Origin of the sequence: Actinomadura luzonensis, assembly GCF_022664455.2 — a bacterium.
GTDB lineage: Bacteria > Actinomycetota > Actinomycetes > Streptosporangiales > Streptosporangiaceae > Nonomuraea > Nonomuraea luzonensis.
Genome location: NZ_JAKRKC020000001.1, coordinates 3995664 through 4008297, shown reverse-complemented (window position 1 = coordinate 4008297; position 12634 = coordinate 3995664). Strand labels below are relative to the sequence as shown.

At 72.7% G+C, this 12634-nt stretch carries 12 protein-coding genes; 7 read left to right on the top strand and 5 right to left on the bottom strand.

Translation table 11 applies throughout. The features are described 5' to 3' along the window. Positions 1–5: 5 nt before the first annotated feature. Genes MF672_RS19545 through MF672_RS19530 form a run of 4 tightly spaced genes read right to left on the bottom strand, consistent with a single transcriptional unit; the run spans position 6 to position 4281 of the window. Positions 6–806, bottom strand: coding sequence for a carbohydrate ABC transporter permease (locus MF672_RS19545; protein ID WP_242382032.1), 801 nt, complete (start codon positions 804–806; stop codon positions 6–8). Continuing rightward, on the bottom strand, positions 803–1699 hold the full coding sequence (locus tag MF672_RS19540; RefSeq protein ID WP_242382033.1) for a carbohydrate ABC transporter permease: 897 nt from the start codon (positions 1697–1699) through the stop codon (positions 803–805). Before MF672_RS19540 ends, MF672_RS19545 begins: the two co-directional genes overlap by 4 nt. Then, positions 1696–3078, bottom strand: a complete 1383-nt coding sequence (locus tag MF672_RS19535; protein ID WP_242382034.1) for an extracellular solute-binding protein — start codon at positions 3076–3078, stop codon at positions 1696–1698. The genes MF672_RS19540 and MF672_RS19535 overlap by 4 nt, the downstream gene beginning before the upstream one ends. A 6-nt stretch (positions 3079–3084) precedes the next feature. Next, positions 3085–4281: a carbohydrate kinase family protein gene (locus MF672_RS19530; RefSeq protein ID WP_242382035.1), complete on the bottom strand. Its 1197-nt coding sequence runs from the start codon at positions 4279–4281 to the stop codon at positions 3085–3087. A 156-nt stretch (positions 4282–4437) separates the two neighbouring features. Between MF672_RS19530 and MF672_RS19525 the strand changes: the two genes are divergently transcribed. The 4 genes from MF672_RS19525 (at position 4438) to MF672_RS51425 (ending at position 7362) form a co-directional block, all read left to right on the top strand. Next, a complete protein-coding gene (locus MF672_RS19525) occupies positions 4438–5196 on the top strand; it encodes a DeoR/GlpR family DNA-binding transcription regulator (RefSeq protein WP_242382036.1) in 759 nt (252 codons plus the stop codon). A gap of 10 nt (positions 5197–5206) precedes the next feature. Then, positions 5207–6547 carry a 6-phospho-beta-glucosidase gene (locus MF672_RS19520; protein ID WP_242382037.1) on the top strand — a complete coding sequence of 447 codons (1341 nt, stop codon included), beginning with the start codon at positions 5207–5209 and terminating at the stop codon, positions 6545–6547. Positions 6548–6610: 63 nt separating this feature from the next. Then, positions 6611–7243 carry a restriction endonuclease gene (locus tag MF672_RS19515; RefSeq protein ID WP_242382038.1) on the top strand — a complete coding sequence of 211 codons (633 nt, stop codon included), beginning with the start codon at positions 6611–6613 and terminating at the stop codon, positions 7241–7243. Beyond that, complete coding sequence (locus MF672_RS51425) at positions 7240–7362, top strand: hypothetical protein (protein WP_302893234.1); 123 nt, start codon at positions 7240–7242, stop codon at positions 7360–7362. The genes MF672_RS19515 and MF672_RS51425 overlap by 4 nt, the downstream gene beginning before the upstream one ends. On the opposite strand, the gene aceA is transcribed toward MF672_RS51425, so the two are convergent. After that, positions 7359–8642 (bottom strand): isocitrate lyase, encoded by a 1284-nt coding sequence (gene aceA / locus MF672_RS19510; RefSeq protein ID WP_242382039.1) that lies wholly within the window; start codon positions 8640–8642, stop codon positions 7359–7361. The two genes, MF672_RS51425 and aceA, sit on opposite strands and share 4 nt — an antisense overlap. A gap of 249 nt (positions 8643–8891) precedes the next feature. On the opposite strand from aceA, the gene MF672_RS19505 reads away from it, so the two are divergent. From MF672_RS19505 to MF672_RS19495, 3 genes are read left to right on the top strand one after another with little or no spacing between them, the layout of a single operon-like run. Beyond that, positions 8892–10364 carry a helix-turn-helix domain-containing protein gene (locus tag MF672_RS19505; RefSeq protein ID WP_407654732.1) on the top strand — a complete coding sequence of 491 codons (1473 nt, stop codon included), beginning with the start codon at positions 8892–8894 and terminating at the stop codon, positions 10362–10364. Positions 10365–10410: 46 nt separating this feature from the next. Continuing rightward, complete coding sequence (locus tag MF672_RS19500) at positions 10411–11358, top strand: glucosyl-3-phosphoglycerate synthase (protein WP_242382044.1); 948 nt, start codon at positions 10411–10413, stop codon at positions 11356–11358. A gap of 60 nt (positions 11359–11418) precedes the next feature. Beyond that, a complete protein-coding gene (locus MF672_RS19495) occupies positions 11419–12627 on the top strand; it encodes an acyl-CoA dehydrogenase family protein (protein WP_242382040.1) in 1209 nt (402 codons plus the stop codon). Positions 12628–12634 lie beyond the last annotated feature (7 nt).

The window sequence follows — 12634 nt, the reverse complement described above, 5'->3', positions numbered from 1 at the left end:
GGGTTCTACTCGCGGACCGCCCCCTGGAGCAGCCCGCGGACGAAGTGTCGCTGGAGGAACAGGTAGAAGATCACGACCGGCGTCGCGACGATCACCGACCCGGCCGCGAGCAGCGTGAAGCCCGAGGTGTACTGGCCCTGGAAGAAGGCGAGGCCGAGCGGCGCGGTCCGCAGCGACTCACTGGTCACCATGATCAGCGGGATGAGGAACTCGTTCCACGTCCACATGAACACCAGCACGGTCAGCGTGACCACCGCCGGCCGCGCCGGCGGCACCAGCACCTGCCACAGCACCCGCCAGGTCGAGGCCCCGTCGATGCGCGCCGCCTCCACGATCGCCCGGTTCGAGGCCAGGAAGTAGGCCCGCATCCAGAACGTCCCGAACGCCACCGACAACGCCACCTGCGGCAACGCCACCGACCAGAACGTGTCGATCAGCCCCAGCGAGCGCAGGTCGAAGTAGAGCGGCACCGCCACCGCCTCGCTCGGCATCATGATCCCGAGCATGAACAGGTAGAACAACGCCGACCGGCCGCGGAAGCGCATCGTCCCGAACGCGTACCCTGCCATGATCGACAACGTCACGCTGACGACCACGACGAACGCCGACACCGCCAGGCTCGTGCGCAGGTACGTCCCGAACCGGCCCGCCTCCCACGCCGCCGCGAAGTTCGCCGGTCCCGACGTGCCGCCGCTTTCGGCCGGCCCCAGCGCCGCCCCCAGGATCGTCACGATCGGGAAGAGCGCGAAGGCGGCGAACACCGACAGGATGACGTAGTTCGCCAATCGCTCCCCGCGCGAGATCACGTGAGCCTCCTGTCGGCGAACCGGTTGACCCCGAACGAGATCACGAAGATGACCAGGGTCAGCGTCACCCCGACCGCCGCCGCCGACCCCACCTGCCCGAGCCCGAACGCCCGGTGGTACACCTCGTACGACGGCACGGTGGTCGAGGTGCCGGGGCCGCCGCGCGTCGTCACGTACACCAGGTCGAACGTGCGCAGCGCGGCGATCACCGTCAGCGTCAGGGCGACCGCGATCTCCCCGCGCACCGACGGCAGCGTGACCGCCAGGAACTCGCGCACCGCGCCCGCGCCGTCCAGCCGCGCCGCCTCGTACAGCTCGCCCGGCACCCGGCTCATCCCGGCCAGCAGCAGCACGGTCACCAGCCCCGTCTCGAACCACGTGCCCACCACCCCCACCGCGGGCAGCGCGAACGCGTACTCGCCCAGCCAGCCCCGCGCCAGCGACTCCAGGCCGAGCGCGCCGAGCAGCCCGTTCAGCGTGCCGTCCGGCGCGTACACCCGCCGCCACGCCACCGCCACCACGACCATGGCCACCACCTGCGGCAGGAACACCACCGTGCGGAAGAAGCCGAGCCCGCGCACCTTGGCGTGGTTCAGCACCGCCGCCAGCACCAGCCCGATGCCGAGCGGGATCAGCGCGTAGAACACGACGAGCACCAGCGCGTGACCGAAGGCGGCCCGCAACCCCTCGTCGGCCACGATGGCGGCGTAGTTGTCCAACCCCGCCCACCTGCCCACGGACAGCCCGTCCCAGTCATAGAGCGAGAACTGCACCGCCCGCCCGATCGGGAACAGCAGGAACGCGGCGTAGATCACGAAGGCCGGCAACAGGTACAGGTAAGCGACGCGCCGCGGCTCCCCGGGAGGCCGGCCCGCCGTCGTCCGCTGGGTCATCCGTTGCTCTCGGCGAAGGTCTTGTAGTCCTTCTCCAGGGTGGTCAGGAACTCCTGCGGCGCCGTCTTCTTCGCCAGCAGGTCCTGCAGGGCCGCGCCGAGCGTGTCGGCGAAGGTCGGGGTGGCGTAGTCCAGGTACGGCACCAGCCCGTCCTTGGCGGTGACCGTGCCGAACGCGGTGAAGACGTCCTGCTGCGGCCCCGCCGGCACGCTCTGCTGCCCGGTCTCGGCCACCGGCAGGTTGCCGGTCCGGGTCAGCGTTCGCATGGCGTCGGCGCTGGTGATGAAGTCGATGTACGCCGCGGCCGCGTCCGGGTTGGGGCTCTTGGCGGTGATGGCGAAGGGCAGGCCGGTGCCGCCGGTGGCGACCGGCGCGGCGTCGGCCGTGACGCCGGGCGGCAGCATGAAGCCGAGGTCGGCGCCGAGGGCCTTCTGCAGGTCGGCCAGCAGCCAGGTGCCGCCGATGAGGAAGACGCCCTGGCCCTTGCCGAACGCCTGCCAGGCCGGGTCGTAGCCCTGGCCGTTGAAGCCCTTGTTGAAGTAGCCCTTGTCCACCCAGCTCACGAGCTGCTCGGCGGCGGCGGTGTTCTCCGGGGTGGTCCAGGAGGCGCCCTTGCGGCCGAAGGCGAGGGTGGAGATCTGCCGCGGCGGCACGTGGCGGCCCTGCACGGTGCCGAAGACGTGGATGGCCGGCCACTTGTCGAGGTTGCCGAGCTGCAGCGGCACCTCGCCGGCGGCCTTGGCGGTGCCGAGCGCGGTCTCGAAGTCGGCCCACGTCCTCGGCGGCTGCAGGCCGAGCCCGGTCAGCTTGGCCTTGTTGTAGAAGACGCCGACGACCTCGCCGACCTGCGGCAGGCCGTACAGGTTGCCCTCGCCGAAGAGCTTGCCGTCGGCGCTGTAGCGCGAGTAGCGCAGCACCGACTCCGGGTAGCGCCGCTTCCAGCCGTAGGCGTCGGCGTAGGCGTCGAGGGGGCGGAGCTGGCCGGCCTTGACGAACGCGCCCATCGACGAGCGGCCGTTGTTGGCCTCGACCACGTCGGGCGGCTCGTTGCCGCTGAGCGCGAGGCGGAGGGTGGTGTTGAGGTCGTCGAAGGAGCGGGAGACCCGGTTGAGCCTGATGTTGGGGTACTTGGCCTCGAAGGCGGCGTTGAGCTGCTTCATCTGGGCCGCCTGCCCGCCGCGCACCTCCTGGTCCCAGACGGTGAGCGTGACGTCGCCGAGGGCGGCGGCGTCGGTGCGGACGGCGGCCGGGGCCGAGGTCACGGGGGCGGGCGGGGCGGTGGAGCCGGGGGCACACGCGGTCAGGACGAGGGCGGCGGCGAGCAGCGCGGTCGCCGCGGTCGCCGGGGCGCGGCGTGGCCGTCGCGTCGAGGGGGTCATGGGGGGTTACTCCTTCTGCGCGGGCACGCGGGGGGTGCCGGGGTCCTCGTCCGCCGCGGCCGGGGCCTGCTGGGCACCCGGTGCGACGCCGACGTCGGCGTAGCGGGCGATCGTGGCGGCGGCGCGGCGCACCGCCCCGACCGGGACGGTGGGGACGAGGCGGTCGAGGAAGGCGTAGCGGCGGGCCAGCGAGCTGCCGTAGGCGCCGCTGTGCCGGGCCGCCGCGCGCACCTCGTGCCACCAGTCGGCGATGTCGCCCCAGCCGGGCGCGGCCAGCGACCCGCCGAACTGCTGCACGGCGAGCGCCGCGCACACCTCGGCGAAGGCGAGCCGGTCGGCGAGCGGCCAGTTGCACAGCGTGCCGAGCACGAAGCCCGCGCCGAACACGTCGCCCGCGCCGGTCGGGTCCAGCGCGGTGACGCGCGGGGCGGGGACGAACGACTCCTCGCCGGTGGAGGAGTCGATGGCCATCGCGCCGTTGGCGCCGTCGGTGACCACGGCGAGCGGGACGAGGTCGGCGATCGCGTAGAGCGCGTCACGCGGGGTGTCGGTGCGGGTGTAGGCCATGGCCTCGATGGCGTTCGGCATGAACGCGTGGCACAGCGAGAGCTGTTCCAGCACCCCGGCGGGCCAGGCGCCGGAGGGGTCCCAGCCGACGTCGGCGAACAGCAGCGCGCCGTCGCGGTGCGCCAGCTCCGCCCAGTTGCAGGCGCTGCCGGGGGTGCCGAGCGGCTCGTCGGGGGAGAGCGACACGATCACGGCCTTGGAGCGCGGCGGCTTGCCGATCATCTCCGAGGCGGGCATGGGCGGGGGATGGCCGTGGGTGACCATGCTGCGGTCGCGGTGGACGGCCATGGAGACCGTGACGGGCGAGTGCCAGTGCTCGAAGCGGCGCGAGCGCGACAGGTCGACCGACTCCTGCTCCTCCAGGGTGCGCCAGCAGAAGTCGCCGTAGTCGTCGTCGCCGAAGGCCGCCGCGAGGGACGTGCGCAGGCCGAGGCGGCTGGTGGCGATGGCCAGGTTGGCGATGCCGCCGGGGCACGAGCCCATGCCCTCGGCCCAGATCTCGGTGCCGGCGGCGGGCATCGCGGGCAGGCCGGTGAAGATGATGTCCAGGAAGACGGTGCCGGCCAGGAACACGTCGAACTGCGGGCCGCCGGGCGTCCGCTCGCCGGCGAGAGGGTCGTACGCCTGGGCAGACACGGGAATGGGTCCTCCTCGACACACCGCGATGTGCGCAATCTTGCACGTTTGCTCGCACACTTCAAGTGTTCCGCGCGAGTCAGGTGGCGCTGGATGCTTGTTTGATGCTCATTCTGGTGCTTACTCGTGGGCGAAACTGACTGATACAGTGACGCCGTGCTCCAGCGCCTCAGGCATGCCGAGATCATGCGCCGCGTGCGGCTCTCGGGCGCCACCAGCGTGCGCGATCTCGCCAGCCAGCTCGGCGTGAGCCCGTCCACCATCCGCCGCGACCTCGAGGTCCTCGACCGCGACGGCACGCTGCGCCGGGTCCGCGGGGGCGCGCTGGCCAGCGTCGACGCCGACGCCGACCGTCCCTTCGCCGAGGTGGCCGAGGTCGACGAGCAGGACAAGGAGGCCGTGGCCGCGCGCGCCGCCGAGCTGGTCCGCGACGGCGACGTCGTCCTGCTCGACATCGGCACCACGGTCATGCGCCTGGCCCGGCGGCTGCGCGGCCGGCGGGTCACCGTCGTCACCTCCAGCCTCGCCGTGCTCGACGCGCTGCGCTGCGACCCCGAGGCCGAGCTGCTGCTGCTCGGCGGCATGGTGCGGCGCTCGTACCACTCGCTGGTCGGGGTGCTCACCGAGGCCGCGCTGAAGCAGGTGGTGGCCGACCGGGTGTTCCTCGGCGCGAGCGGGGTGCGGCCCGACGGCCAGCTCGTGGACACCACGCTCGCCGAGGTGCCGCTGAAACGCGCCATGATCGCCGCGGCCGGGCAGGTGGTGCTGCTGGTGGACCGGCACAAGTTCCCCGGCACCGGCGCGCTGCGGGTCTGCGGGCCCGAGGACGTCGACGTCGTCGTCACGAACGCGGGCGCCGACCCGGCCACGCTGGCCTGCCTGGCCGCCGCGGGCACCGAGGTGCTGCTCACGTGAAGGGGTGTTCATGAGACTGGCCGTGCTCGGGGGCGGCGGCTTCCGCGTCCCGCTGGTTTACGGCGCGCTGCTGCGCGACCGGGCCGAGCCGCGGGTGAAGGAGATCGTGCTGTACGACGTGTCCGCCGAGCGGCTGGCGGTCATCGGGCACGTGCTGCGTCAGCTCGCCGCCGGCCACGACGACCCGCCCGCGGTGCGCGTCACGACCTCGCTCGACGAGGCCCTGCGGGAGGCCGACTTCGTCTTCTCCGCGATCCGGGTGGGCGGGCTGGCCGGGCGCACCGCCGACGAGCGGGTGGCGCTGGAGCTGGGCCTGCTCGGCCAGGAGACCACCGGCCCGGGCGGCGTCGCGTACGGCCTGCGCACGGTGCCCGTCGCGGTGCGGGTGGCCGAGCGGGTCGCCGCGCTGGCCCCGCGCGCCTGGGTCATCAACTTCACCAACCCCGCCGGCATGATCACCGAGGCGATGCGCCGGGTGCTCGGCGACCGGGTGATCGGCATCTGCGACTCGCCGATCGGGCTCATCCGCCGCGCCGCGGCCGCCCTCGGCCTCGACCCGGCCCGCGTCTGGCCCGACTACGTGGGGCTCAACCACCTGGGCTGGCTGCGCGGCCTCCTGCACGAGGGCCGCGACGTGCTGCCCGAGCTGCTGGCCGACGACGCGGCGCTGCATCGGGTCGAGGAGGCCCGCCTGTTCGGCCCCGAGTGGGTGCGCACCCTCGGCGCGCTGCCCAACGAGTACCTGTACTACTACTACTTCACCCGCGAGTCGGTCGCCGCCCTGCGGGGCCGCACCCGGGGCGAGACCCTGCTCGGCCAGCAGAACGCCTTCTACGCCGCCGTCCGGGCGAGCCCCGGCGAGGCGCTGGCCGCGTGGCGGCGGGCGCGCAGGGAGCGCGACGAGTCGTACATGGCCGAGGCCCGCGACACCGCCGACGCGGGCGAGCGCGACGCCGCCGACCTGGAGGCGGGCGGCTACGAGGGCATCGCCCTGGCCCTGATGGCGGCCCTGGCGCGCGGCGAGCCGTCCACCATGATCCTCAACGTCGGCAACGGCGCGGCCGTCCCCGGCCTGCCCGCGGAGGCGGTGGTGGAGGTCCCGTGCGCGGTGGGGGCCGCGGGCGTCCGCCCGCTGGCCACCCGGCCGCTGCCGGGCCGCTTCCTGGGCCTGCTGCAGCAGGTCAAGGCGGTGGAGCAGACCACCGTCGAGGCGGCGCTCAGCGGGTCGGCCGCGCTCGCCGTCGAGGCGTTCGCGCTGCACCCCCTGGTCGACTCCGTCTCCACGGCCCGCGCCCTGCTCGACGGCTACCGTGCCCGCATCCCGGAACTGGCCGAGGTCATCCGCGGCTGAGCCCGGATCTGTCGGTCCCGCCGTTCATACTCGTCCCTGACGGGCGGGCGCGGGGAGGCGGCGATGGCGAGGGGCCGTGGCAGGCGGAGGATCCGGGACGTCCGGACGGCCGGCGTCGTGGCGGGCGCGGCGGGTGCGGCGTGGCTGGTCGCCGAGCATCCGGTCGGTACGGCGGTGGGCGCCGGCGTGCTCGCGGTGCTGTTCGTCGCCGGGCTGATCGCCCGGCAGCGGGTCGTCCAGGCGCGGAGGCGGCTGTTCGTGGCCGCCAACGCCGAGCTGGAGAAGGTGGACCGCCTGTCGGGGCCCGAGTTCGAGCACCTGGTCGCCGAGCGGCTGGTCACCGACGGCTTCCGCCGGGTGCGGGTGTGCGGGCGGGCCGCCGACGGCGGCGTGGACATCACGGCGGTGGCCCCCGGGGGTGGCCGTTACGCCGTCCAGTGCAAGCGTTACAAGGGGTCGGTGGGCGCGCCCGCGGTGCGCAACTTCCAGGGCGCGCTGGCCAACGCCTTCGCCGGTCACACCGGCGTCCTCGTCACCTCCGGCCGCCTCACCAGGCAGGCCCGGCTGGAGGCGCTGGAGGCCAGGCAGCCGCTGGTCCTGCTCGAACGCGACCGGCTGGCCGAATGGCTGGCGGGCGCCTGGTCGCTGCTGCCCGCGCGGGCCGGGCCGGGCGCGGCGGAGGAGGACCCGGCGTGACGCACGTGAAGATGGGCCGCGCCGGTGCTGGGGGGACCGGCGCGGCCCTGGTCGCCGGGGAACCGTCCCATGCCCTGGAGGTGGCCGGCGAGATCGGGGGAGAAGCCCTGGTGTCCTAGTGGGCGAACTGCTCCTCTTCGGTCGAGCCGCGCAGCGCGGTCGTCGAGGAGTCAGGGGCGACGGCGGTGCTGACCAGGTCGAAGTAGCCGGTGCCGACCTCACGCTGGTGCCGGGTGGCGGTGTAGCCGCGCTGCTCGGCGGCGAACTCGCGCTCCTGCAGCTCGACGTAGGCGCTCATGCCGTCGCTGGCGTAGCCCTGGGCGAGGTCGAACATCGAGTAGTTCAGCGAGTGGAAGCCGGCCAGGGTGATGAACTGGAACTTGTACCCCATGTGGCCCAGCTCGCGCTGGAACTTGGCGATCGTCGAGTCGTCCAGGTGCTTCTTCCAGTTGAACGACGGCGAGCAGTTGTAGGCGAGCATCTGGTCCGGGTACTCGGCCTTGATCGCCTCGGCGAACTCGCGCGCCACGTCCAGGTCCGGCGTGCCGGTCTCCATCCACAGCAGGTCGGAGTACGGGGCGTAGGCCAGGCCGCGCGCGATGCACGCCTGGATGCCGTTGCGCACCCGGTAGAAGCCCTCGGCGGTGCGGTCGCCGGTGGTGAACCGCTGGTCGCGCGGGTCGACGTCGCTGGTCAGGAGCGTCGCGGCCTGAGCGTCGGTCCGCGCGATGACCAGGCTGGGCACGCCGCACACGTCGGCGGCCAGGCGGGCGGCGTTGAGCGTCTTGATGTGCTGGCCGGTCGGGATGAGCACCTTGCCGCCCAGGTGGCCGCACTTCTTCTCGGAGGCGAGCTGGTCCTCCCAGTGCACGCCCGCGGCGCCGGCCGCGATCATGCCCTTCATCAGCTCGAACGCGTTCAGCACGCCGCCGAAGCCGGCCTCGGCGTCGGCCACGATGGGCGCCAGCCAGTGCGGGCCCTCGATGCCCTCCGACCAGGTGATCTGGTCGGCGCGCAGCAGCGCGTTGTTGATGCGGCGCACGACGGCCGGCACCGAGTTGGCCGGGTACAGGCTCTGGTCCGGGTAGGTCTGCCCGCCCAGGTTGGCGTCCGCGGCCACCTGCCAGCCGGACAGGTAGATCGCCTTCAGGCCCGCCTTCACCTGCTGCACGGCCTGGTTGCCGGTCAGGGCGCCGAGGCTGTTGACGTAGTCCTCGGTGTGCAGGAGGTGCCACAGCCGCTCGGCGCCCAGCCGGGCCAGCGTGTGCTCCTCCTGGACGCTGCCGCGCAACCGGATCACGTCCTCGGCGCTGTAGGTGCGCTCGATGCCCTCCCAGCGGGGGTCGTTGTCCCACTCGTCCTGCAGCTGCTCAGCAGCTCCCTTGAGGCGATCGATCATTGTTTCACTCCTTTGTCGTCCCCTGGGTGCCTATGCCGAGTCTGTGCCCTCACGTACCGGATCAACAGCCGCGAACGCGCAGAAGAATCGCCAAAGTTTCCGATACAGCCATTACTCACGGGTATTCAGAGGAGAAGAAATCGCGAGTTTTACCGTTGGCCTAGACCAATCCGGCGGGCCCTCCCCTGCGGCCGGCGAGCGGCACGCGCGGGCTAGAAGATGGGCCGATTTTCTGTCTAAGATGCCTGCATGGCGTCGTTGCTGGGCGAAGAACCGCTGTCTTTGACGCAGGAGCTCGATCTGATCGCGTTTGGCCAACGCCTGCGCCACCTGCGCAAACAGCGCGGCCTGACGCTGTCCGACCTCGGCTCACGGGTCAACCGGGCGCCCAGTCAGCTCTCTCTGCTGGAGAACGGCAAACGTGAGCCGAAGCTGTCGTTGCTCAAGTCCCTGGCGACCGCGCTCGGCGTCCCGGTCGAGGAGCTGCTGCGCCGCCAGCCGCCCAACCGCCGCGCCCAGCTGGAGATCGCGCTGGAGGAGGCCCAGCGCGACCCCCTATACGCCGGGCTCGGCCTGCCCCGGCTGAAGGTCTCCGCCCGCGTGCCCAACGACGTCCTGGAGCACCTGCTCGGCCTGTACGGCGAGCTGCGCGCCCGCCAGGCCCGCGGCACCGCCACCCCCGAGGAGGCGCGCGCCGCCAACGCCGAGCTGCGCCGCCGCCAGCGCGAGGTCGGCAACTACTTCCCCGAGATCGAGCAGGCCGCCGCCGAGGCCCTGGACGCGGTCGGCTACCGCACCGGCGCGCTGTCGCAGAGCACGATCCAGAGCCTGGTCACGCACTTCGGCTACACCGTCCACACCGCCCAGGACCTGCCGCGTTCGGTGCGTTCCATCACCGACATGCGCAACCGGCGCATCTACGTCAAGCACGAGCAGCTCGGCATGCACACCCCGCGCACGATCCTGCTCCAGACGCTCGGCCACCTCGCGCTCGGCCACGACAAGCCCCGCGACTTCGCCGACTTCCTGCGCCAGCGCACCGAGGCCAACTACTTCGCCGCCGCCGTGCTGGTCCCCGAGCGGGCCGCCGCGCTCTACCTGCAGGAGGCCAAGTCCGACCGGGCGTTGTCGGTCGAGGACCTGCGGGACGTCTTCGCGGTGTCGTACGAGATGGCCGCGCACCGCTTCACCAACCTCGCCACCCACCACCTCGGCCTGGTCTGCCACTTCGTGCGCAACGACGCCGGCGGCATCATCTACAAGGCCTACGAGAACGACGGCATCGTCTTCCCCGCCGACGAGCAGGGCGCCATCGAGGGGCAGCGGATGTGCCTGCAGTGGTCGGGGCGGCAGGTGTTCCAGTCGCCGGACCGGTTCTCGGTCTACTACCAGTACTCCGACTCGCCCACCGGCACGTACTTCTGCGTCGCGCACGTGGACCCCTCGCGCGAGCGGGACTTCGCGATCACGCTGGGGGTGCCGTACAAGGAGTCGCGGTGGTTCAGGGGGCGCGAGACCACCCACCGCACCAAGTCGAACTGCCCGAACGGCGACTGCTGCCGCCGCCCGCCCGCCGAGCTGGCCGAGCGCTGGGAGGGGTACGCCTGGCCGTCGGCCCGCGCCAACTCCCACATCCTCGCCGCGCTGCCGCCGGGGTCGTTCCCCGGCGTGGACGAGGCGGACGTGTACACCTTCCTGGAACGCCACACAAAAGGTACATAACCCGACATAACGGGTATCGGGGGGTGTGGGGGAGGTGGTCAGGAGGATGCTGCCCGAGGTGCGCGGATGGCTGCGGCGCCGGATGTCGTCGGCCGCCGACTGGCCGCTCCCAGAGCTGCTGGCCGCCAAGGGGAGCACGACCGTCAGCGTGGTGCTCCCGGCGCGCGACGAGCGCGAGACCGTCGGCGAGATCGTCCAGACCCTCCGCCGCGACCTGGACGGCCTGGTGGACGAGCTCGTCGTCATCGACTCGCGCTCGCGCGACGACACCGCCCGCGTGGCCGCCCGCGCCGGCGCCCGCGTGCACGCCCAGGACGACATCCTGCCGCACCTGCGCCCGCTCGACGGCAAGGGCGAGGCGCTGTGGAAGTCGCTCGCCGTCACCCGGGGCGACGTCGTGGTCTTCGCCGACGCCGACATCCGGCACTTCCGGGCCTCGCTGGTCGGCGGCGTGCTCGGCCCGCTGCTCGCCGACCCGAGCCTCGTCTACGTCAAGGGCTGCTACGACCGTCCCCTGGACGGCGCGCCGAGCGGCGGCGGCCGGGTCACCGAGCTGGTCGCCCGCCCGCTGCTCAACCTGCACTGGCCCGAGCTGGCCGGCTTCGTGCAGCCGCTGGCCGGGGAGTACGCCGGCCGTCGCTCCGCGCTGGAGCGGGTGCCGTTCCTGACCGGCTACGGCGTCGAGCTCGGCCTGCTCATCGACCTGCTCGACCTGGCCGGGCTGGACGCCTTCGCCCAGGTGGACCTGGGCTCGCGCGAGCACGCGCCGCAGTCCGTGGACGCCCTCGGCGCGATGGCGGGGCAGATCATGCTGGCCGCCTGGTCCCGGCTGGAGCGTCAGGGCAAGATCCGGTCCTGCCACGACCCGTCCGGCCTGCTGACCCAGTTCCGGCGCGGGCCGGCCGGACACAGCGCGGCGAGCCGGGACGTCCGCATCGCCGAACGCCCGCCCATGATCACCCTTCCCGATCGCCTTCCTGCCGGGGCGTACTGACCGGTAGGGTGTTACCACTGGTAACCCTCGCGGCGGGATCGGAAGGGGAGGGTGCGGCCCATGAGCGGGTTCTGCCCGGAGCTCAGCGACGACGTCAAGCAGGTGCGCGACTGGGTGCACGACTTCGCCCGCGACGTGATCCGCCCGGCCGGCGCCGAGTGGGACGAGCGCGAGGAGACCCCCTGGCCGGTCATCCAGGAGGCCGCCAAAGTCGGCCTGTACTCCCTGGACTTCTTCGCCACCCAGTGGTTCGAGGCGAGCGGGCTCGGGCTGCCCGTCGCGTTCGAGGAGATCTTCTGGGGCGACGCGGGCATCGGCCTGTCCATCGTCGGCACCGGCCTGGCCGCCGCCGCGCTGTCCGCCAACGGCACCCCCGAGCAGATGGGGGAGTGGCTGCCGCAGATGTTCGGCACCGAGAACGACGTCAAGCTCGGCGCCTTCTGCGCCTCCGAGCCGGACGCCGGCTCCGACGTCGGCGCCATCCGCACCCGCGCCGTCCGCGACGGCTCCGACTGGGTCCTGGACGGCGTCAAGACCTGGGCCACCAACGGCGGCATCGCGAACGTACACGTCGTCGTCGCCTCGGTCGACCCGGCGCTCGGCGCCCGGGGACAGGCGTCCTTCGTCATCCCGCCCGGCACGCCGGGCCTGTCCATGGGCCAGAAGTTCCGCAAGCACGGCATCCGCGCCTCGCACACCGCCGAGGTCGTCCTGGACGGCGTCCGCGTGCCCGGCTCCTGCCTGCTCGGCGGCGAGGACAAGCTGGAGGCCCGGCTGGCCCGCGTCCGCAGCGGCGAGCGCGCCGGCGGGCAGGCCGCGATGCGCACCTTCGAGACCACCCGCCCGTCCGTCGCCGCCATGGCGGTCGGCATCGCCCGCGCCGCCTTCGAGTACGCCCGCGACTACGCCCGCGAACGCGAGCAGTTCGGCCGCCGCATCGCCGAGAACCAGGCCATCGCCTTCCTCCTCGCCGACATGGCCACCCGCGTCGACGTCGCCCGCCTGCTGACCTGGCGCGCCGCGTGGATGGCCCGCAACGGCCGCCAGTTCGAGCAGGCGGAGGGCTCGATGTCGAAGCTCGTGGCGGGGGAGACGGCGGTGTGGGTGACCGAGCAGGCGATCCAGATCCTGGGCGGCGCCGGGTACACCCGCGAGCACCCGGTCGAACGCTTCCACCGCGACGCCAAGATCTACACCATCTTCGAGGGGACGTCGGAGATCCAGCGCCTCATCATCGGCCGCGCCGTCACCGGCCTCCAGGTCCGCTGATACACCC